General features: G+C 68.9%; 20 protein-coding genes and 5 pseudogenes. 11 read left to right on the top strand and 14 right to left on the bottom strand.

The window, feature by feature from the left end:
• The first annotated feature begins 1,459 nt into the window (after positions 1-1,459).
• From O7595_RS32895 to O7595_RS34005, 6 genes and pseudogenes are all read left to right on the top strand, one after another.
• A complete protein-coding gene (locus O7595_RS32895; protein WP_269732231.1) occupies positions 1,460-1,630 on the top strand; it encodes a hypothetical protein in 171 nt (56 codons plus the stop codon).
• Between the two features lie 171 nt (positions 1,631-1,801).
• Positions 1,802-2,905, top strand: a complete 1,104-nt coding sequence (locus O7595_RS32890; protein ID WP_269732230.1) for a tyrosine-type recombinase/integrase — start codon at positions 1,802-1,804, stop codon at positions 2,903-2,905.
• Positions 2,906-2,921: 16 nt separating this feature from the next.
• Positions 2,922-3,272 carry a helix-turn-helix domain-containing protein gene (locus tag O7595_RS32885; RefSeq protein WP_269732229.1) on the top strand — a complete coding sequence of 117 codons (351 nt, stop codon included), beginning with the start codon at positions 2,922-2,924 and terminating at the stop codon, positions 3,270-3,272.
• Positions 3,269-5,689, top strand: a complete 2,421-nt coding sequence (locus tag O7595_RS32880) for a site-specific integrase (RefSeq protein WP_269732228.1) — start codon at positions 3,269-3,271, stop codon at positions 5,687-5,689. The genes O7595_RS32885 and O7595_RS32880 overlap by 4 nt, the downstream gene beginning before the upstream one ends.
• Positions 5,690-5,714: 25 nt before the next feature.
• Positions 5,715-6,224, top strand: coding sequence for a GNAT family N-acetyltransferase (locus O7595_RS32875; protein WP_269732707.1), 510 nt, complete (start codon positions 5,715-5,717; stop codon positions 6,222-6,224).
• Between the two features lie 84 nt (positions 6,225-6,308).
• Positions 6,309-6,553, top strand: a pseudogene (locus O7595_RS34005) (IS5 family transposase); the annotation flags it as partial.
• An 89-nt stretch (positions 6,554-6,642) separates the two neighbouring features.
• Here O7595_RS34005 and O7595_RS32870 read toward each other — a convergent pair.
• The 10 genes and pseudogenes from O7595_RS32870 to O7595_RS32830 all read right to left on the bottom strand — a co-directional run bounded on the left by O7595_RS32870 (position 6,643) and on the right by O7595_RS32830 (position 12,693).
• Complete coding sequence (locus tag O7595_RS32870; protein ID WP_269732227.1) at positions 6,643-6,840, bottom strand: hypothetical protein; 198 nt, start codon at positions 6,838-6,840, stop codon at positions 6,643-6,645.
• Positions 6,837-7,930: pseudogene (locus O7595_RS32865) on the bottom strand (IS110 family transposase). Before O7595_RS32865 ends, O7595_RS32870 begins: the two are co-directional and overlap by 4 nt.
• A gap of 317 nt (positions 7,931-8,247) precedes the next feature.
• Positions 8,248-8,373, bottom strand: coding sequence for a hypothetical protein (locus tag O7595_RS32860; RefSeq protein ID WP_269732725.1), 126 nt, complete (start codon positions 8,371-8,373; stop codon positions 8,248-8,250).
• Positions 8,374-8,504: 131 nt separating this feature from the next.
• Positions 8,505-8,675, bottom strand: a pseudogene (locus tag O7595_RS34000) (IS5/IS1182 family transposase); the annotation flags it as partial.
• The gene (locus O7595_RS32855; protein WP_269732226.1) at positions 8,660-9,517 is read right to left on the bottom strand and encodes an AbfB domain-containing protein; all 858 of its coding nucleotides are present in this window, start codon (positions 9,515-9,517) and stop codon (positions 8,660-8,662) included. The pseudogene O7595_RS34000 and the gene O7595_RS32855, both read right to left, overlap by 16 nt.
• Positions 9,514-9,651 carry a hypothetical protein gene (locus tag O7595_RS32850; RefSeq protein ID WP_269732225.1) on the bottom strand — a complete coding sequence of 46 codons (138 nt, stop codon included), beginning with the start codon at positions 9,649-9,651 and terminating at the stop codon, positions 9,514-9,516. Before O7595_RS32850 ends, O7595_RS32855 begins: the two co-directional genes overlap by 4 nt.
• 11 nt (positions 9,652-9,662) lie before the next feature.
• Positions 9,663-10,430, bottom strand: coding sequence for a hypothetical protein (locus O7595_RS32845; protein WP_269732224.1), 768 nt, complete (start codon positions 10,428-10,430; stop codon positions 9,663-9,665).
• Between the two features lie 192 nt (positions 10,431-10,622).
• Entirely contained in the window at positions 10,623-11,177 is a 555-nt protein-coding gene (locus O7595_RS32840) for an RICIN domain-containing protein (protein WP_269732223.1), read from the bottom strand.
• A gap of 370 nt (positions 11,178-11,547) precedes the next feature.
• Positions 11,548-11,664 (bottom strand): annotated as a pseudogene (locus O7595_RS32835) (xanthine dehydrogenase accessory protein XdhC); the annotation flags it as partial.
• A gap of 330 nt (positions 11,665-11,994) precedes the next feature.
• Positions 11,995-12,693, bottom strand: coding sequence for a TetR/AcrR family transcriptional regulator (locus O7595_RS32830; RefSeq protein ID WP_269732222.1), 699 nt, complete (start codon positions 12,691-12,693; stop codon positions 11,995-11,997).
• 84 nt (positions 12,694-12,777) lie between these two features.
• Between O7595_RS32830 and O7595_RS32825 the strand changes: the two genes are divergently transcribed.
• A complete protein-coding gene (locus O7595_RS32825; RefSeq protein ID WP_269732221.1) occupies positions 12,778-14,019 on the top strand; it encodes a right-handed parallel beta-helix repeat-containing protein in 1,242 nt (413 codons plus the stop codon).
• Between the two features lie 129 nt (positions 14,020-14,148).
• Here O7595_RS32825 and O7595_RS32820 read toward each other — a convergent pair.
• The 3 genes and pseudogenes from O7595_RS32820 to O7595_RS32810 form a co-directional block, all read right to left on the bottom strand.
• Positions 14,149-14,355 (bottom strand): annotated as a pseudogene (locus O7595_RS32820) (DUF2071 domain-containing protein); the annotation flags it as partial.
• Between the two features lie 432 nt (positions 14,356-14,787).
• Positions 14,788-15,183 carry a DUF2267 domain-containing protein gene (locus O7595_RS32815; RefSeq protein WP_269732220.1) on the bottom strand — a complete coding sequence of 132 codons (396 nt, stop codon included), beginning with the start codon at positions 15,181-15,183 and terminating at the stop codon, positions 14,788-14,790.
• Between the two features lie 97 nt (positions 15,184-15,280).
• The gene (locus tag O7595_RS32810; protein WP_269732219.1) at positions 15,281-15,712 is read right to left on the bottom strand and encodes an Hsp20/alpha crystallin family protein; all 432 of its coding nucleotides are present in this window, start codon (positions 15,710-15,712) and stop codon (positions 15,281-15,283) included.
• 128 nt (positions 15,713-15,840) lie between these two features.
• On the opposite strand from O7595_RS32810, the gene O7595_RS32805 reads away from it, so the two are divergent.
• The 3 genes from O7595_RS32805 (at position 15,841) to O7595_RS32795 (ending at position 18,907) form a co-directional block, all read left to right on the top strand.
• On the top strand, positions 15,841-16,491 hold the full coding sequence (locus tag O7595_RS32805; protein WP_269732706.1) for a type III effector protein: 651 nt from the start codon (positions 15,841-15,843) through the stop codon (positions 16,489-16,491).
• 127 nt (positions 16,492-16,618) lie between these two features.
• A complete protein-coding gene (gene htpG, locus O7595_RS32800; RefSeq protein ID WP_269732705.1) occupies positions 16,619-18,538 on the top strand; it encodes a molecular chaperone HtpG in 1,920 nt (639 codons plus the stop codon).
• 57 nt (positions 18,539-18,595) lie between these two features.
• Positions 18,596-18,907 carry a hypothetical protein gene (locus tag O7595_RS32795; RefSeq protein WP_269732218.1) on the top strand — a complete coding sequence of 104 codons (312 nt, stop codon included), beginning with the start codon at positions 18,596-18,598 and terminating at the stop codon, positions 18,905-18,907.
• Between the two features lie 467 nt (positions 18,908-19,374).
• On the opposite strand, the gene O7595_RS32790 is transcribed toward O7595_RS32795, so the two are convergent.
• On the bottom strand, positions 19,375-19,908 hold the full coding sequence (locus O7595_RS32790) for an ABATE domain-containing protein (protein WP_269732217.1): 534 nt from the start codon (positions 19,906-19,908) through the stop codon (positions 19,375-19,377).
• A gap of 105 nt (positions 19,909-20,013) precedes the next feature.
• On the opposite strand from O7595_RS32790, the gene O7595_RS32785 reads away from it, so the two are divergent.
• On the top strand, positions 20,014-20,313 hold the full coding sequence (locus O7595_RS32785; protein ID WP_269732216.1) for a hypothetical protein: 300 nt from the start codon (positions 20,014-20,016) through the stop codon (positions 20,311-20,313).
• Positions 20,314-20,348: the final 35 nt, after the last annotated feature.

Raw genomic sequence — 20,348 nt, 5'->3', positions numbered from 1 at the left:
GGTGAACATGCGCGTGCACGGTGTCCGTGGCGCGGAGGAAACCGAGATCGCCCGCGTTGGGTCCCAGGCCAAGGACCGTCCTTGGCTTCCTCTGTGGGGAGGTGTCCAACGGTCCAGGAACCGCCCCCTGCACAGCCGCCCCGAGGACACAGGGATCGGAAGCCGGCTCGCAGGCTGTCCAGCCCATCCTGTGGAGGGGTTGGTTCATCACATCTCGACTCCCGCATGAATAGTCAGGTTGTACGAGAACAGATCATGTCCCGGTGCCAACTCCGCGACAACACAGAGGCTTCACATTCGGCCACGCCCCCACACAGGGCAGTATTCGGTCACCGCTCCGAGCCCGCGCAACTCCGGACACGGAGCGGCAGCATTCTCCTCACCCGTGGCAAACGGTCTGCGGCGAGGCTGACGGCGGTGACGTCGGGAATCCCGGAGAGTGTTCGATGACGGCACTGCCGACCGGGACGAAGAGTCCCGCAGAGAGGTCGTGAGCCAGATACGGAAGCCGCGGTCAGCACACGGCAGTTCGGAGCCATACGCACCACGCCCACTCCCCAGAACCACTGGATCTCCGCCATTCGCCACTGCGGGCTCTCGCTCGCCTCACCTCCACCGACAGCCCTGTCACACTCCCTGCCCCTCTGTGAAACGGCCGGTAAAGCCCCCTCCGGCCATCCACGCGAGTATTGATGCCTTCGAGATATTCGGTGTTCGATTCAACAGTTCAACCGGGACCACGCCCGGCTACGAGTTCCGACTGAACGCACCTTCGAACAGTTGAAGTTCTGGAGACCCGCCTCCGGCGAGCCAGATGCTCCACTCACCGGTGGCCACTGGGGAGTGGTCGGGCTACCCCGGTGGGGGGCGACGGGCGGAACGGGATCCGGCCCGCCCACCTCCCCCCGCGCTCTACGACGTCGTCTTCGCACTGCTCGACGGAGGCGACGCCGACCGGGCCCGCCGACTGGCGGCGGAACTCCAGTGGCACGCGGCCCAGCGCCTCGGCGTCGAGGAGCTCGTCGTGGCGTGCGCCGCGCACGTGGCCCAGACGCTCCGCGACGACCCTGCCTCCTCACGGTGGCGCTGCGCCTCGTGCCGTCGCCTGGAAGCGCCGGCCCGACGCGATCGTCCTGCTGGCCGGGTCGCCGCTGAATGTGCTCGGAGAGGGCGACCTGGCCGTGCGTGACGGCTTGCGGACGTACGGGACCACGGGCACCTGGGCGTCGAAGTTCCGCTTCGCCGAGAGCACAGTTCGAGCACGGCCCTCCATCACATGGTCGCCGCGTCCAGGATCGCCATGGTGGCCGGGGCTACGGCACGGCGCCCTCCGGGGCCCAGGCGGCGCGGGGCGCGGACGGCGGCGTCCTGGTCCTGTACGCCCACCGAGCCCCGTGATCATGGATTGGGACGGTATGGATTGGGACGGTCGCGAGGCGGGTTCACCACCCAATTCCACTTGGCCGTCGAGCAGGGTCAGAAGCCCATGGCGATCGTGATCGCGGCCGGACAGCACGGAGACCCGCCACAGTTCGAACCCGTGCTGGAAAGGTCCGCGTGCCGCCGACCACGCCTGCGCCTCGATCGGGTCCGCGCGGACAAGGCATCCGAAGCCGGCAGCAACCGCTGACTACCTGAACCCTCGGGAATTGCATCAGGCGGGCGAGGAACTGCAGGTGGCCTGGTCGATGCGGGAAGTGGAACGAGTTCGTAGGGTCTATGGACTGGCTTCCTGAGCAGGTATGTTGCCGAGTTGATCCCATCTGATGCATGATCTGCCCTCCAGAAGGGAGGGTCTGAAGTGGTGCATCAGCGCAAGGTGGCCCTGGCCGGGTCGGCTCAACTGGAGCTCGTCTCCGGGGTGGTCCAGCTGCGTCCCGAGGACGCGATGCTCGACGCGATGCTGCGGGGCTGGCGGGCTCAGCAGAAGTCACGAGGGCTGAAGGACGACACGATCGACCCGAGGGAACGGCTGATCCGCCGGTTTCTCGACTTCACGAACGAGTACCCGTGGCGATGGACGCCCGCCCACCTGGACGAGTGGTCCGCCTCGTTGACGAGCGAGAGACACTTGGCGCCGTCCACGGTCCGCAGCTACCAGGGCATCGTCCGACTGTTCACCGAGCTCCTCATCGACGCCCGCTACGGCTGGGCCCCGGCCTGCGAGGAAGCCTTCGGCACCTTCCCGGTGGCGATCTGCCATGAGTGGAATACCCTCCCTCACCTGCAGGATTACGAAGGAGACCCCGAGGCCAGGCCCTTCACGCGAGAAGAGCTGCAGCTCTTCCTCGACTACGCCGACGACCAGGTCGAACGAGCGGTACGGGCGAAACGCAAGGGAGCCCTCGCGGCCTACCGCGACGCCACCCTCTTCAAGGTGATCTACGGGTGGGGACTTCGCCGAACCGAGACCTCCAAGCTCGATGTGGTCGACTTCGGACGCAACCCGCAGGCCTGCCAGTTCGGCCGGTACGGCACGCTCAACGTCCGCTACGGCAAGGCCAAGAAGGGGCAGCCGCCGCGCCGGCGGAACGTGCTGTCGGTGATGGACTGGGCCGTCGAGGCGGTCGCCGACTACGTCGAGAACGTCCGCCCGCGCTTCGGGTTCCCCGATCACCCTGCTCTGTGGATCACCGAGCGCGGGGGCCGCCTGCAGCCCGGCTCGATCAACGACCGGTTCGAGGCATACCGGGACGCTCTCGGACTGACGAAAGAGCTGACCCCGCACAGTCTTCGGCATTCGTACGTCACGCACCTGACCGAGGACGGGGTTGACCGCCGCTTCATCCAGCAGCAGGTCGGCCACGAGTGCGACAGCTCCCTGGCCATCTACACGCACGTCAGCGACGACTTCATGAACACTTCCCTGCATAAGGCACTGGCCCCGGCGTTCGCTGGGGCCTGACAGGAGGGATCCGACGATGGCCGCCAAGCTCGACTACCACTGGCACCTGCGCAAGGTCATGGCCGACCGCGGGATGTTCTCCACCACCGACCTCCTTCCTCCGCTCGCCGAACGCGGCATCACGCTGTCCACGAGCCAGGTCTACCGGCTCGTCGTCGAGCGGCCGGAGCGACTGAGCCTGAGAATCCTCATGGCCCTGCTCGACATCCTCGACTGCACCATGGGCGACCTCATCGAGCCCATCGCGGCGGCCGGGGCCGTGAAGAAGCCGAAGAAGGCAGCCGCCGGCGGCTCGGCACCCGACGCAGAGGGACTCGGCGGACTGCGCCCGAAGCGTGCTCGGATCAGAGGAGTTGACCGGCCTTGACCACGGCTGACCAGCTTGATCGCGCCGTCGCGGACCCGATCGGCCTGATCACAGACCTCGTCACCGATGTCGAGAAGGAACTCGACGCCGAGAGGATCCGGGCCGTGGTCACCGCGGTCGCGGGCGGCCGCGCGAAGTCGCGGAGCCTGGCCAAGGCCCTGGCGATGCGACCCGCGCTCCTGACCGACGGCCGGTCCCCAGCACCCCGGGCGATCGGTGATCTGCTCATCGAGCTCCGCAAGGCCGGCGCCTTGGCGATCGCGGCACCGGTCTGCGCGGAGTGCGGCAAGAAGCTGCGAACTCTCCAGCGCAAGGGCCAGGACTGGTACTGCTCGGTCTGCGGGCAGGAGAGAGCCGAGTGCACCGCCTGCGGAAACGTCCGACGCGTCAGCTTCCGGGACCGCAGGGGCCTGCCGCGCTGTTCGATGTGTCCCGACAACGATGACCGTGATCCTGCCGCGGTCGTCCACGAACTGATCACCGCGATCGGCCCGGGCGCCGACCGCGATGTGATCGCCGAAGCCCTTCGCCGCACGGCACCCAGCCGTCCCACCTACCGGCAGAGACTGGTCTGGGCTCTGGAGGAGAACCCTCGTCTGCTGACCGGGGAGGGATTCCTGGCGCCGCATCGCGCCATCCTGCGGTTCATCGACCTGCTGGTCGAGGCCGGCGTCGCCGGGATCGTCCGGCCCGCCTGCCCTCGCTGCCACCGGGTGGTCCGCATCGACAAGCCGCTCGACGGGCAGCGGGTCTGCCGCAACTGCATCGCCAAGTCCCGCTTCGAAGAATGCGTACGCTGCGGTGCTCGGCGCGAGCCGGCTACCCGCGACGCCGAGGGGCGACCGCTGTGTCCGAGCTGCCTGGTCAAGGACCCGGCGAACCTGGAGACCTGCATCGTCTGCGGCGAGTCACGCATGGTCAGCAACCGCACCGCGGACGGGCCGATCTGCCCGAACTGCCGTCCCCTGCCCATCCTGCTTTGCTCGATCTGCGGCCGCACTGCACCCTGCATGCTCTCGAAGCTCACCGGCTTGCCCCGCTGCGGCGGCTGTGACAGGCGCCAAGCTCACTGCACCGTCTGCGGACGAATGCGCGGCATTCACGCCGGCACTGCGGACGCCCCCGTCTGCGGCCCCTGCACCACGCCGGATGCCGAGCTCTGGCGCCCCTGTCCCACCTGCGGACAAGCCGAACGGCTGCACGCGCCGGGCCCGTGCCCCCGCTGCAGCCTCAAGCAGCGGCTCCACGAACTCCTCGCCGATGACACGGGTTCCATAAACCCGAAGCTCCAGTCCCTTCACGACGCCCTGGCCGACACCGAACGAGCCGGCACCGCGATGCGCTGGCTCTCCAAGGGCATCGTCGCCACCGTCCTGTCCGATCTCGGTTCCGGCCGCCGGCCTTTCACCCATGAGGCCCTGGACGAGCTTCCTGAAGGCAAGGTCGTCGAGCACATCCGCAGCGTCCTCGTCGCCACCGGAACCCTGCCTCCGCGGGACGAGCAGATGGTCCGTCTCGAACGGCACGTGGAGAACCTCATCGCCTCCCACGCGATTGCCGAGGGACGGAAAATCCTGCATCGGTACGCGACGTGGCACCTCCTGCGCCGGCTTCGCCGACGCAGCCGCGGCAAGGAGATCACGCACTACCAACTCGCGGGCGCACGGCAACATCTGCGAGCGGCCGTCCATCTCCTGGACTGGCTCGAAGACCAGAATTTGAGCATTGCCACCTGCCGTCAGGTCGACCTCGAACGCTGGATGACCAGCGACGATATCCGTCACCGCCGGGAGGCAGGCCACTTTGTGCGCTGGGCCCTTTCCCAGAAGATCGCCCGCGATCTCAGCTTCCCGGCCGAGCGATGGAACGGCCCCTCCCAGGCCATGGACGACGAGGCCCGCTGGGACACCGCCCGTCGCCTGCTGCACGACGACACCGTCAAGCCCGAGGACCGCCTGGCCGGACTGCTGTTGCTCCTCTATGCCCAGTGGCCCGCGGCGATCTCCCGCCTCACCATCGACCACATTGAGGAGACGGACGGAGCCGTCCGTATCCGCCTCGGCGCCGTCCCGCTCGAGCTTCCCGCACCCGTCGCTGACCTGGCCCTGCAACAGGTCGCGGTTCGCCGCAGCCATGCTGTCCTCGGCCGGACAGAGTCACCCTGGCTCTTTCCCGGCGGTCAGCCCGGCCGTCCGATCAGTGCCTGGGCCATGGGCGAACGACTCCGCAAACTCGGCATCCGGCTCGCGGAAGCCCGCTCGACCGCGCTGTTCCAGCTCGCCACCGAGCTGCCCGCCGCCGTCCTCGCCCGCACCCTCGGCATCGACATCACCGTCGCCGTCAAATGGCAGCGAGCCGCCGCCGGGGACTGGGGCGCCTACGCGGCCGAGGTCAGCCGCCGCCATCATGACGTCTGAATCCAAAGGCAAGGGAGCAACACAGATGCTGCTACGTGATGTTGAGTACGGCGACGTCGACGCCTACGTCCGGATGCGATGCGACCCGGTCATGATGGCCGAGCTGGGCGGGCCGCTGCCTTGCGAGGACATGGAGGCGAAGGTCCAGCGTGATGTTCAACGGGTGGCAGCGGACACCGACTGGACAAAGATGATCGTGCCCGGTGAGGCCGAGCTGGACGTGGTCGCGGGAACCGTGACGTTGTGGCCCCACGACGCAGACGGCGAGCGCATCTCCGAGATCGGCTGGATGGTGCTGCCGGAGTACCAGGGACGGGGACTCGCGAAGCAGGGCGTCCGCACGCTGCTTGAGCTGGCCCGCGACGACGGCCGGTGGGGGTTGATACACGCATTTCCGGCAACAACCAACGCCCCGTCCAACGGCATCTGCCGAGCCCTCGGCTTCCGATTCCTGGGCAAGCAAGACGTGCCCTTCGCCGGTCGAGTCCTGCAAACCAACCACTGGGCTATCGACCCTCGTACCGACCTGACCTGACTACAGGTCCGCAGCACGCCGGGGACCCACGCGGAGCCCCGAGGACGGGAGGCATTCAGAGAGTTCCAATACCCGACTCCACCATTACGTAGACGCGAGGTCAAGGCCACGATTCCGGTGCCTGCGGACCGGGTCCGCAACCGCCTCAAACGGATCACGGGGCGGCCGACCGCCGAAGTCCGACAGAGACCGACGACAAGCAGCGGCACGCAGTCGAGTGCGGAATCAACCGGCTCAAGCGCCACCGTGCCGTCGCTACCGGATACGACAGACTCGCCGTCCGCTACGAAGCGACGGTGCTGGTCGCAGGCCTCAACGAGTGGTTCTGACGCGTAAATAGGTCCAGGTCAGGGTCTGTTTGGGCAGGGTTGGATGCCCGGTGGCCGTCGAGACCGCCGGGCATTTGGTCTGTGACCGGTCAGGCCGCGCCTTCGATCGGGTTGAGGGTGACGGTGTAGCCGAGTTGGTTGAGCGCGGTGATCGCGCGTCGGGTGGCGCGTTCGGGGTCGCGTTGGGCGAAGTAGGTGCCGCCGAGTTCGTGGTAGGGGACGTGGTCGGTGAGCATGTGCCAGATCGCGGTGATGATCGAGTGTTCGACGGCGACCAGGGCCTTCATCGGTCCATCGCGCGTCGGGTGGCGCGTTCGGGGTCGCGTTGGGCGAAGTAGGTGCCGCCGAGTTCGTGGTAGGGGACGTGGTCGGTGAGCATGTGCCAGATCGCGGTGATGATCGAGTGTTCGACGGCGACCAGGGCCTTCATCGGTCCGCGGCGGGCGGTCAGCCGTTTGTAGCGGGCCTGCAGGTAGGTGTCCTTGGTTCTCGCGGCGCCGAAGGCAGCGAGTCCGAGGGCGCCCTTGAGATACGGGTTGCCCGGCCGGACCTTGGTGTTCTTGGTGCGGCCGGCGGACTCGTGGTGGCCGGGGCACACGCCGGCCCAGGAGGCGAGATGCTTGGCGGAGGCGAACCGGGTCATGTCGCCCCCGGTCTCCGCGATGATCACTTCGGCGACGGCCTGGTTGATGCCGGGGATGGTGTCCAGCAGCTCAAGGGCGCCTCGAATGGGAGCCATCGCCTCCTCGATCCGCTCGTCCAGCTGACCGATGGCGCTGGTGAGCTGGTCGTAGTGGTCCAGGTGCAGCCGGGTGAGGAAGACGTGGTGGGCGCGGAAGCGGCCGGTCAGGGCTTCGGTGAGTTCGGGGATCTTGTTGCGGAGCTTGCGTTTGGCCAGGTCCGCCAGTACCTGTGGGTCGCGCTCACCCGCGATGAAGGCCTCCAGCATGGCCCGCCCGGAGACGCCCATGATGTCGGAGGCGACCGCGGCAAGCTTGATCCCGGTGTCCTCCAGCAGCTTCTCCAGACGCTGGACGATCTGCCCGCGCTCGCGGGTCATCTGGGTGCGCGCCCGGGTCAGATCCCGCAGCTCGCGCACCGGTGCGGGTGGCACGAACGAGGGCCGTACCAGGCCGTGGGCGCCAGCAGGTAATAGAAGGGCTTCCAGTAGTCCGAGGTCGCCTCGATCACGACGAGGGTGACCTCGGCGGCGAGCAGATGCTCCCGCAGGGCGAGTACGGAGTTCGTCGTCGAACCCCAGGTCGTGGTCTGGGCGGTGAACGTTCCCCGCCGCTTCGTGCTCGGAGTGCGGACGCACACCTTGGCGTCCTTCTTGCTGATGTCCAGGCCGGCACAGCGTTCGTGCAGCACGTCCACGGCCTTGCTCCCTCCCTCACCGGATGGCCGGGCGACTCGCCGTTCCGGGAGGGCCAGGGTGGATCAGGAATTCTGACGCGCGTGCTCACAGCAACACTCCCCGTGGACGGCCCTCGGTACCATGCTGACCTGCGAGCTCACCGGCATCACAGAAGCCTCGGTTTCGGCCGGAACGAACCCCTTCAGCCTCCCGGACCGGCCTCAGCTCACGTCAGGGCGGACAGAAGCACCTCCGGTGCGCGCCACGGCATTTACCACGCCCCCGGCGCGCACCGAAGGTGCGCTGAGTCGCTGACCTGGCCCTCCGGGCGGAACAACTAGCGCCGGCTCCTTCGAACGTCGCGTCGCGACTGCTCGAATCCAGCGCGCAGGTTGAGGTAGTCGAGTGCGAGTGCCACCCTGCGGGCAGCCCACTTCACTGCCTTCACCAGGACCTCGTCCACCGGCATCCTCCTTGCGACGACCGTATTTCCCCTTCAGACTCCGGTGCGGCCCGGAAGGTTGCGCGGTTGTCACAGGGCGAGGTGGCACCCCAGTGCGCGCTCCCGAATGCATCTCCGGACCGCGGCAGGAACCAAGGCTGCCGCCCCCGGGAGGCGAGCAGATCGGGAAGTCCTTCATCGCGGCACGTCGGCCCCAACTCGTCCGGGACCCTGATCGCCGGGCTTCCCTTCGGGAACGCGGCCCGGGCCACCCGTACCGTCTCCGCCGGAATCTCCCCCGAACCCTTCAGCCGCATCGACATCGGCACCACCCCACACAACAGCGTCGGTCCTGCGACTGGGCTTCGTGAGGTGTCGGGTTGTTGCCCAGGCTCTTGGGGACATCCGTGTGAGTCGCGCCTCGCTGAGCAGCGGCTGGGGAACCTTCGATACGCCTCTGACCCGCCGACCGGCCCCCTCGGGCTTCCGTTCCAGTGGACGTCGCAACACCCCAGCTCAGGGGATGCGTTGGACTTCGAGATTCATCACGGCCGGACACCGCGGGGCCCTGTTGGTTGGTCCCCCAGCGGGCCGCGCACTTCCAGCTCAGGGAGCGAGGGGCTGTGATCTGCCAACTGGAGGCCTGTCGGGCGTCGTCGGTGGTGTGGTGCTGCGCCACGTAGAGTTCGCCGGCCATGTGGCGCAGCGAGCGCTCCTCAGGTCCGACGGCCCACTTGAAGGACGTACCCGAGCCGTTCTGGCCCTTGGTCGCGCACCAGGTCGCGCTCTGTCTGAAGGCCGCGCTGCGGTCGTCGGCGGCGATCCGTACGCGCAGCGACGGCTTGTCGCCCTTCAGGTAGTGGCCCGGCTTGCTGACCAACTCGAAGGAGTAGCAGCCCGGCATGCCCGCGAGGGAGGGCACGATGACCCAGGTGGCGTCCTCGCGATCGGACTGCCTGCTCTTGGTGTCCAGGGGGCCTATGAAGCCCTCGCCGCCGTCCGGGCTGGACTGACGGGCGAACCAGCCCGTGAGCTTCTTGTCCCCTGCCTGGAGCGACTGGCGTTTGAGCCGGTACTGGGTGTCCTCCTTGAGGAACTCCGCCACGGCGGCGTCGTCGGTCCCGGCGAGCACCTTCTTCGCGGCGGCGACCAGGTGGGGGTTCACTCCGCTGTTCGCGGCGGCGGCCTGGATCTGCAGGCGAGCTTGCGATTGGCCTCCGCGAGCTTCTTGCGGCGGTTCTCGTCGTCCCGCTTGTACGCGGCGTCGGCGCCGTCGTGGATGAACGTCTTCCAGTCCACGGCGTTGGAGCTCAGGACCGCGCGCTGCGCGGCCGCGACAGTTCGGACCCCTTGAGGTCGGCCGGGGCCAGGCGGAGGAGTTCGCGGATGAAGTTGTCGTCGCTCAGCGTGAGCATGGCCGGGGAGGGTGTGAGCCGGAACAGGGCCGCAGTGTTGTTGCGGGCGGCCAGCTCCTTGGGGCGCTCGGCCTCCTTGCGGTTCTGCTCCTCCAGTTCCTCGAGCTCCTTGGCCACGTCCCGCCCGTGCGCCTCGCGGGCACCGTTGACGATGAACTCCCGCCAGTCCGCCGCCTCCCCGACCAGTGCCTTCAGCGCGGCGGCCCGCACTTCGGGACCGGATGCGGGGTGCCTGGCGACCGCGCGGATGAAGTTGTCGTCCGTCAGCGCGAGCAGGTCGGGGTTGCCGGGGATGCCGATGGCCAGCAGCACCCGCGACCTGGCGAGCTGTGCGACACGCTCCGCCTCGGCCTTGTCCCGCTCGCGCTGCTGATCGAGCCGGTACGCCTCATGGACGCCGGTGACGATGAACCGCACGTGGTCCTCGGCCGCCGTACCGGCCATGGCCTGCTCGGCCGCCGTCCGTACCGCGTCGAGCTTCTCGCCCGCGTCCCGGGCCTTCTGCCACAGCGCGTGCACGAAGTCGTAGTCGCTGAGCAGGAGCACGTCCGCCGTCGGGTCCAGCCGGACCACGGCCGCGGCCTCCACCCGCTGCGTGTCGGTCGTGCCGATGCCGGCCGCGCGGGCCACCATGTCCCGCGTCGCGGCGGGGCTTTCGGCCATGGCCGTACTCGGCGTCACCGCGCGGTCACGGCGGCCAGCGCGGTCGCGGTGACGAGCCCGCGGGAGACGGTCCACCGCATTCGGGGAGCAGCCCCGTGATTGGTGTTCATGCTGATGTCGAAACCCCTCCGTCTCCATGGGCCGGCGACACAATGCGTTCAGGTGCCTAGCGAGATGAGCAAGCGGGAGTGGTCAGTTGATGAAGGCGAGACGCCATTCCTGGCTGGGCAGGTTGTCGAAGCAGGCCACGACGTAGGCGGTCGGTTCCTGCCCTGCGGGGGTACCTCCCATGGACAGACACTCGTTGGGGGCGTCGACCGGACGCAGCTGCAGACGGTTCTTCTCGGCGCCGTCCAGGAACTGCGTCGTCCAGCGCTGAGCGGTGGAGCCGTTGCACCAGTCCTGTACGACGCCGACCCTTCCGGAAGGGCGGTAGGTGAGGCATCGGCCGCTGTGGGCGGCGACCAGCTCCCAGCCCGACGCCTCCCCGACCCTCAGCGTGAAGACCTGGTGGAGTGCGGTGCTGTCGCAGGTGCCCTCGACGACGTGGGCCCCGTTGCGCAGACTTCCGTTCGCGATCGTGAGGCACTTGCTGCCGTACTTCACCTGGAGCCGCGTGTCCATGCCGCCGGCGGTGGCGGCGGGCGTGGGCGCGGAGGGGCACGCCTGAGCGGTGCCCGTGCAGGCCATGAGGGCGGTCACGGCGGCACCGACTGCCAGGGCTGAGCGGCGTCTGTGGAACTTCATGGGGTCCGTTCTCTTCTTTCTGGGATGTCCGACGTGGATGCGGGCGAGGCAGATCGGGAGGCGACGATGAGGGAGTTGTCGCGTGGTGACACCGGTACGGGCAGGGGTGTGGGAAGGCGCGGGTCCGCGTACGAGAGTCCTCACGCCTTCGCGCGGTGGCATGCCGCGGGGCGCCCTCGCCGCGAGGGGCGGGCCGGGCTTGGGCTCTCAGCCGGTGAAGCAGCTCACGGGCTCGGGGATGCCGGTCTGCCGCCCGTGGGGCGGCTCGACGACGGAAATGGCCTTGGTGCGGCCTGCGCGCACGGACTCACGGCTCATGGTTCCCCCCGGAAGACGAACATGGTCCCGCGGAGTGAGCCCGGCGGGGTTGTCATCCGGAAGTGAAGCTCCGCATCAGGTCGGCGATGACACTCACGGCGATCGTGGCGGGTTCCCTGCCGGTGATCTCGGGGATGCCGATCGGGGTCTTGATCCGGTCGATGGTGGCGGCGCCCGCGGCACCTGGACAAGTACTTCGTCTCCGAGGGTCAGTTGCCTGGTGGCAGTGGCGGATCCACGGCGGCGATGCGGGCGGTGTACACCCGGTGCGCCTTGCGGACGGCCGGCCCGGTGGCGTGGTCGGCCAGGGCGGCGCGCTGTTGCAGTGCAGCGTGAGTGGGGCGGTGCGGCGGACTGGCTGTGGCCTCGGGGGGACGGTCTGGCCGCGTTGAGGGTTCGGGGTGGTGGTGCGGGACCTCGCCTGACGGCGTTCGATCGAGTGCGGTCCGGGTGGAGGTGGCGCTGGGTGGTGCTGAGCGGACCGTGCCCGGCCCGGTCCTCACATCTCTCCCGGCCCACCCTCTTCGGCGTCCGCCACCGGATGGGCCACGCCCAGCAGGGCGAGACAGATGTACAGCACCGTGTCCTCCAGGGCAGGGACCTCACCGATGCGCCCTTGGCGCAGACAGCGGCAGACAGCTTCGTGTGTGGCGTCTGCGGCGGCCATGTAGGTCTCAGGGGGGACACGGCGGCGGCCGGGAATCTTCGCGTGCCAGGCGCGCATCGTCTGGGCGAACCAGGAGCGGCAGGAGTCCTGGTGCTCCCGCGCTCGGCCGCCGGCCGCCGCCGTCTCCAGGAAGAACGCTGTGGCGAATTCCGGCTCTTCGGCGATCAGCCCGAGATAGGCGCGGACAGAGGCACGAAACGTCGCCACCGGAGTGAGCGACTGCGCCGATGAGCGTGCGAACGACGCCTCAAGCCGCTTGACGGTCAGCTCACGGCCCTTGTCCGCCGCTGCGACAAAACACTCTTCCTTGTCCGCGAACAGCTCGTAGAACGTCTTGCGCGACACGCCCGCCCGTGCCGTCACATCGGCGACGGTCGCGGCGACATAGCCCTTCTCAGCGACTACGACCGTCATCGCGTAGAGCAGCCGCTGGCGCTGCGAGCCCGCTACGAGCTCCCGCGCAAGCCCGTGCGGCCCGCGCGGTAGGTCGGTCAGACTCGGCTGCAGCAGCGGCCGGAATGAATCTTTCATAGGTGAGGAACAGTTTGGTACACGTTATATACACAAGTGTTTCTGATCTTGCGTCACCTAGCGAGGAAGTAGGAGACCACCCCCATGAGAAGATCGACTGCCCCCTCGGCGTTGACCGTCCTGCTGGCGGCCCTCGCGGGAACCGTGGCCGCTCCCCCGTCCCCTGCGCAAGCAGTCTCCGCGCCCGCGACCTTCACGGTCGACTCCGCCGAAGACGCCGTGGATGCCGACGCGTCCGACGGGATCTGCCGCACCGCCACCGGAACCTGCACCCTGCGCGCCGCGGTCATGGCCGCAAACGCCCGGCCCGGCAGCACGATCGAGCTACCCGCCGCCCGATACCGGCTGACCATTCCCCCCAATCCCGACCACCTCAACGGGCGCACCGCCGACCCGACCACAGGCGATCTGAACATCCTCGAGCCGACCACCATCCTGGGAGCCGGGGCGAGGAAGACCATCATCGACGCCAACCACGTCGATCGGGTCTTCCGCATGGGTGCCGACACCTCGCTGTCCGACCTCACCATCACGGGAGGAGACGCCAAGCAGCGGGAAGTACCCATCACCGACCCCGGCGGAGGCGGCATCGCCAACAGCAAGAAGATGACGCTGCGCCGGGTGACCGTGACGGGGAACCGCGCCGGCTACGGAGGAGGCATCTTCAACATCCCAGGCTCCCACCTGACGCTGATCGAGAGCACCGTCAGCCGCAACACAGCGGGTGAGGCCGGAGGCATCCGGTTCGACGACACCGGTACCGTGGTCAACTCCACGATTGCCGACAACCGTGTGACCGACGACTGGGACCGGCCGGGCAGCCTGTCCGGATACGGCGGCGGCATCGACATACGCGGCCGCGGCCTGGTGGACATCCGCAACTCCACGATCACCGGCAACACCGCCACCGACGGCGGCGGCGGGATCAACATTGCCCCCGCCTACCTGGACAGCCTGCCAGGGCCCATCACCGACCCCATCAATCTGCCGCTGGGTCACCTCGCCCTGCAGAACACCATCATCGCCAAGAACACCATCGGCCAGGCCACCAGCGACTGCAAGAACGTCTTCGCCACCATCGAGTCACGGGGCAACAACCTCGACAGCGGAAACAGCTGTCACCTCACGGCCGAAGGTGATCTCCCCAGCCGTGATCCCCGCCTCGCGCCCCTCGGTGACTACGGCGGGCCGACGGACACCGTGGCACTGCTGCCCGACAGCCCCGCCCTCGACACCGCCTCCGACTGCCCCTCCGCAGACCAGCGCGGCGTCCTGCGGCCTCAAGGGCCGGCGTGTGACATCGGGGCCTTCGAATACCGGAGGTGATGCCCGGCGCCACCCCTTGCCCACCCCTCGAGGACTCTGCGAACGCGCAGAGCCCTCGAGGCTCGTGCGAAAGCTCCGTGAGATCCTTCGCATTCGGGCGGACCTCGGATCGCCCATGGCGGTGGCAGGTCACGGGGTAGGGATGCCGGCCGGCCTGGCGGGACGGCCCAGACGGACTGGGACGCCCGGCGAGTAGAGCACACTGACCGGCTCCCGGTCCGGTGCGGGCAGTCCCGCCGCCGCCGGCACCAGGTCTTCCTCGCACTCGAGCAGCTCGGCCCGGTACAGGGGCCAGCGGGGGTGCTCGTTCGGCAGGTAGCCGACCCCACCGAAGAAGAAGTAGCGGCTGTCCGGCATCTACCGGTGACATCCGGCATCCCCTGCAGTCAATCTGCCCAAGACGTCGCGGGACCTCACACCGTCAGCCGCCGCACACGGCGAGATCCTGCGCTTGCAACGGGTGATGCAGTCACAGGGCCCGACATCGTGACAGCACTCGCTGGGCTGCAGGGCTTGCGCCCCAAGACTCCGCGGGCGCCGAGGCGCCGCTCGCCGCCGTGAGGATCCACTCCACATCCCACCGGCACCCAGCCGCTCCGATCCCGGTGAACTCCGGATCCAAGAGCTCCAGGACACAGGCCGGGGAAGCACGCACCTCGGATCGAGAAGCCGCGTCTCCCCGTTTCGATCAACCCGCGTCGGAGGTCACTACGGGGCATGCCTGTCGTGGAGCCATGGGGCTGCCGGGTGCGGCCCGCCCGGTCTTGGTCAGGTGGGCTGGGGGCGGCCGAAGAGGAGGTCGTAGCCGGCGGGGAGCTGGAGCAGGATCTGCTCCATCAGGTCCTCGCCTGCCGTGTCGGCGACGGTGGACAGCACGGCGCTGACGTCCCAGGTCGCGGTCTGCTCGGTGGCGCCCTCGATCCAGGCGGCGGTCGCGCGGACGAACCGCTCCGGGGGCAGCGGCTCGGCGCTCTGCAGCGGGTTGAGCAGGATCAGGGCGAAGCTCTCCGGCAGGCGTGCCGCGAGCTGGGCGCGGACCTCGCCGACCAGGTGTGCGCCGAGCAGGGCGAGCACCACGCGGGCCGCACGGTCGGCTTCCTTCGGAGTGGCGTACTCGCCTCGCTCGGTCACGCGGTCGAGGAACGCTTGGTGTCGCAGGGTCATCGGCCGCCCCTTCCTCTTCGGAGTGTCCACAGGGGTGCGGAGGGCGGGGGGAGGGGGAGATCAGGTGCCCGTCCTCCGCACCGTCTCCGGGTTGGTGTCAGCCGGAGATCTCCTTGCGGCCGGTGCCGACCCCGATGGAGATCTTGCGAGGCTTGGCGCGCTCGGCGATCGGGATGCGCAGGGTGAGCACGCCCGCGTCGTAGTCGGCCTGGATGTGCTCGGTGTCGAGGGTGTCGGCGAGCACGATCTGGCGGGAGAAGACGCCCAGCGGCCGCTCGGACAGTTCCATCTGCACGTCGTCGGCCTTGACCGCCGACCGGCGCTCGGCCTTGACGGTGAGCATGTTCCGCTCGACGTCGACGTCGATCGCGTCCGCGGTGACACCGGGGAGGTCGAAGGCCACCACGTACTCGTCGCCCTCGCGGTAGGCGTCCATCGGCATCGCCGACGGCTTCGACCAGGTGCCCGGGCCCATCATCTGCTGCGCCAGCCGGTCCAGCTCACGGAAGGGGTCGGTGCGCATCAACATCGTGAGAACACCTCCAGCAGGTCAGGCGGTTGCTGCCAATGCGCTTCACTGACACTGTTGTACCATGTCATCCGATGGATGACAAACATGATGTCGTCTACATGACGACCAGCCGAGGGGAGGTGCCCATGACCGCAGCCGACCAGCCGCCCACGGCCGGCACCGACGCCCACAGCCCGGCGTCCTTCCTCGCCGCCGCGGCGGCCCTTGCCGCCATAGACGACGCCCTGCGCGATGCCCAGCACGAGACGCCCGACGCCGCCGGCCCCGGTCCCGAGCAGGCACTGGCCTCCCTGGTGCTGCTGCGGCAGGTGCGCGAGCAGCTCGCCGGCTGGGAGACCGGTCTGATCGAAACCGCCCGCGCCGCGGGCGCCAGCTGGGCCGACCTCGCCCGCCCCCTCGGCGTCGCCAGCCGCCAGGCCGCCGAACGCCGATACCTGCGCGGCCGCCCCGGCGCCGTCGGCACCACCGGCGAGCAGCGCGTGACGGCCACCCGCCAGGCCAGGGCCGCCGAACGCGCCACCGCCACCTGGGCCCGCGCCAACGCGGCCGACCTGCGCCGCCTCGCCGGACAGATCACCTCGCTCGCCCACCTCGCGCCCGAAGCAAGCTCAGCCCAGGCCGCCCTGCATGCCGCCCTCGGCTCCACCGACGCCGCCGAGCTCATCGCCCCTCTGACCGGCATGCGCCCCTACCTCGATGCCCACCACACCGACCTCGTCGAATGCCTGGACACCCTCGCCGACCGGCTCACGGCGACAGCAGCCGACGATGCCTGACTCCCACCACAGAGAGTCACGGAATGCGGGTGCAATCCGGACTGCCCGAATCACGCCGACGGCGGGCAACGCTTCGTCTCGGCCAGAGTCCAATAGGTTCATGACGTTCCCACAGAAAGGGCCCCACATGGGCAGCAGTGTCGAGACGCTGGAATTCCAGGCCGAGACACGCCAGTTGCTCCGACTGGTGATTCACTCGATCTATTCGAACAAGGACATCTTCCTGCGCGAGCTGATCTCGAACGCCTCAGACGCACTGGACAAGCTACGGCTGGAATCGCTGACCGACTCCAGCCTCGTCAAGATCGACACCACCGACCTGCACATCTCGCTGGAAGTCGACAAGGACGCCCGCACACTGACCGTACGTGACAACGGGATCGGCATGAGCCGGGACGATCTCGTGGAGCTGATCGGCACGATCGCCAAGTCCGGCACCGCCGGACTGCTGGAGAAGATCAAGGAGTCCAAGGACGCCGCCACCGTCGAGAGCCTGATCGGGCAGTTCGGCGTCGGCTTCTACTCGGCGTTCATGGTTGCCGACAAGGTCACCCTGCGCACCCGGCGAGCCGGCACCGACTCCGGCACCCAGTGGGAGTCCGACGGCGAGGGCACCTACGACCTCCAGGCCGTCGACGGCCTGCCCGTGGGCACCTCGGTCACCCTGCACCTCAAGCCCGCCGACAGCGAGGACGGGCTCGCCGACTACCTGTCCGAGTCGAAGATCCGTCAGATAGTCAAGCAGTACTCGGACTTCATCCGCTGGCCCATCCGGATGGCCACCGAGCGCACCGACACCGAGGGCGAGACCGCCCTCGACGTCGACACGCTCAACTCGATGAAGGCGCTGTGGGCCCGGCCGCGCACCGAGGTGACCGAGGACGAGTACAACGAGTTCTACCAGCAGATCAGCCACGACTGGCTACCCCCGGCCGAGACGATCCGTATGCGCGCCGAAGGCACCTTCGAGTACGAGGCGCTGCTGTTCATCCCCTCGCAGGCACCCTTCGACCTGTTCGCCCGCGAGACCAAGCGCGGCGTGCAGCTGTACGTCAAACGGGTGTTCATCATGGACGACTGCGAAGCGCTCATGCCCGACTACCTGCGCTTCGTCAAGGGTGTCGTGGACGCCCACGACCTGTCGCTGAACGTTTCCCGCGAGATCCTCCAACACGACCGCCAGATCCGCGGCGTGCGCCGGCGCCTGGTCAAGAAGGTCCTCGGCGCCATCAAGGACATGCAGTCCAAGGACACCGAGCGCTACACGAAGCTCTGGACGCAGTTCGGCCGGGCGCTGAAGGAAGGCCTGGTCGAGGACACGGACAACACCGAGGCACTGCTTGCGCTGGTGTCGGCCGCCTCCACTCACGACCCGGAGCGGACCACCACCCTCCGCGAGTACGTCGAGCGCATGAAAGACGGCCAGGACGCCATCTACTACCTGACCGGCGAGACTCGCGCGATGGTGGAGAACTCCCCGCACATGGAAGCCTTCGCCGCCAAGGGGTACGAGGTCCTGATCCTCACCGACCCCATCGACGAGGTGTGGGTGGATCGGGTCCCGGCCTTCGAAGGCCACCGACTGCAGTCCATCGCCAAGGGCCAGGTCGACCTCGACGAGTCCGCCGACGGCGACCAGGAAACCGACGCCGAGAGGGCCCAGCGCGAGCAGGACTACGCCGCCCTCCTGCCGTGGCTGACCACCACCCTGTCCAAGCAGGTCAAGCAGGTCCGCCTGTCGTCACGCCTGACGACCTCGGCGGCATGCATCGTCGGCGACGCCCACGACATGACCCCGACCCTGGAGAAGATGTACCGGGCGATGGGACAGCAACTGCCCACCGTCAAGAGGATCCTGGAACTCAACCCCGCACACCCGCTGATCACCGCCCTGCGCACAGCGCACAACGCCAATGCCGACGACCCCGCACTGGCGGAGATCGCCGAGCTGACATACGGCAGCGCGCTGCTCGCCGAAGGCGGCGACCTGCCCGACCCCGCCCGCTTCACCCGGCTGCTCACCGACCACCTGACCCGCACTCTGTAACCATGGGCGCGGCCGGGCACGGCCGAACCGCACCCGGTCACACCCACCCCGGTCCCCATGAACCCCGCCCGCTCCGGCACCTCGTACGAGGTGCCGGAGCGGGCGTTCGGGCTGCCCAGCTACTCACCCGGGGTGACCGATGTGCTCGCACAGGTCGGGGCGGCCCTCGGTGCCGTCCACGACCACTTCCCCGGCGGCAAGGACCAACTGCCCACGGAGGCCACCGCGCGGCACGGGCGCGAGGTGCGCGACATCTCGCGGAACTCCGCGCGGCCGACCCGAAGGGCATCGCCGCGGCCCTGGTGGAGTTCGCACGGCCGGTCGCCCAAGCCTCGACCCGCGGCGCCGGCCCCGACGGCGCAGGCCTGACCTGTGATCACGCATTTGACAATCGAATCCGTGATCAACGACCAAAGGGGGACCTTCTGCGCGCCGAGCAGCTGAACAAGGAGACCCATGTGTCGCCGCGTATCAAGCCGACGCCGATCACAGCGGTGCTCCAAGGCGTGCGGGACGCGCTGCGGACCAGGGGAGTTCACGAGCGAGCTGCTCCGCCTCCGCCTGCTGCGGCGGGAGCTGATGGCGGTGACCCGCCGCAACGGCACGTCCCTCGGCCCCGCCGACTGCACGGCGGCGGACGAGGGGAGGGTGCACCGTCCTTGGAGCGTGACCTCCACCGCCTCCACGACAGCGGCTACCTGGGACGGATCCACGCCCACCCCAGCTCCCCGAACCACATGAAGCGGCCCGCCGGCGCACTCGTCGACGGCTGACGGAACCGGGTACGGCTCGCCGAGGAAGCGGCGGGGCGGGCACCGGCGCGGGCTCAGCCCGCGCTATCCACCTCGGCGAGCGGCACGCGCCCTGTTGCCGCAGCCGATCGAGCACCACGCCTGATCCCGCCTGCGCGCGAGGAAGAACATCCCGCAGCTCGGCGCTGGGCAGCGTCGCAACCGCGCCTGCTCCGGCCCGGCGACCAGCACGAGCGCCTGCCGGGCGACCGCCGCCGCGACCGGCCCGCCGGCTTCCCGCTCCGCGAGGTGGCCGGCGTCGTCGACCTGGAACGTCACCGGGGCCCGCGCGGCCAGCGCGTTGAGCCGTGCCCTCGCCGGCCCCGGCAGCGGCGCCTGCCGCGCCGCCGCGTCCAGCGCGGCCCTGACCGGGCCGCGCAGCTCGGTCAGATCCTGCGGGGGCAGGTCGGCGAGTTCCCGGTCGAGCGCCTTCTCCCGCCAGGACGCCAGCAGCTCCGGGTCGGCCAGCAGGTCGACGTCGCCACCCGCGTGACCGGCTCCGACGACGACGGTGTTGGCCAGGTCGAGGACCGGCCGCTCGCCGATCCACGGCATCTCGCGCAGGTTCTTGAGAGACATGTCATCAACCTACCGGACCCACGGATTCCCGGCCCCGAATCCGTGATAGGTTTCTCTCACGGATTCATCGATACAATTCCGTGAGACAATCAGGGAAGGACGCCCATGAGCACGACCATCGAGTACGTCCGCTTCGCCTGCGCCGACCCCGAGCAGCTGACCGCCCACCGCGCCAGTCTGATCGCCCTCCTGCGCGAGCGGTACGGGTCCGACTTCCTCGGCGCGCACCTCGCCCGCTCCGAGGACGGCTCCCTGCTCGACTTCATCCTCTGGGCCTCCCCGGAAGCTGCTGCCCGCGCGGCGCAGGAGATGCCCGGGGATCCGGCCGCCGAGGGGTTCTTCAGCCTGATCGGCGAGGTCCACGAGATGCGGCACGCCCAGATACTGCACAGCGCCCGGCCGTAACCGAGGAGGCACGGTCACGCCCCGACCTCACCGGA

The sequence above is a fragment of the Streptomyces sp. WMMC940 genome (assembly GCF_027460265.1).
Lineage (GTDB): Bacteria > Actinomycetota > Actinomycetes > Streptomycetales > Streptomycetaceae > Streptomyces.
This window is presented reverse-complemented; position numbering and strand designations above follow the sequence as displayed.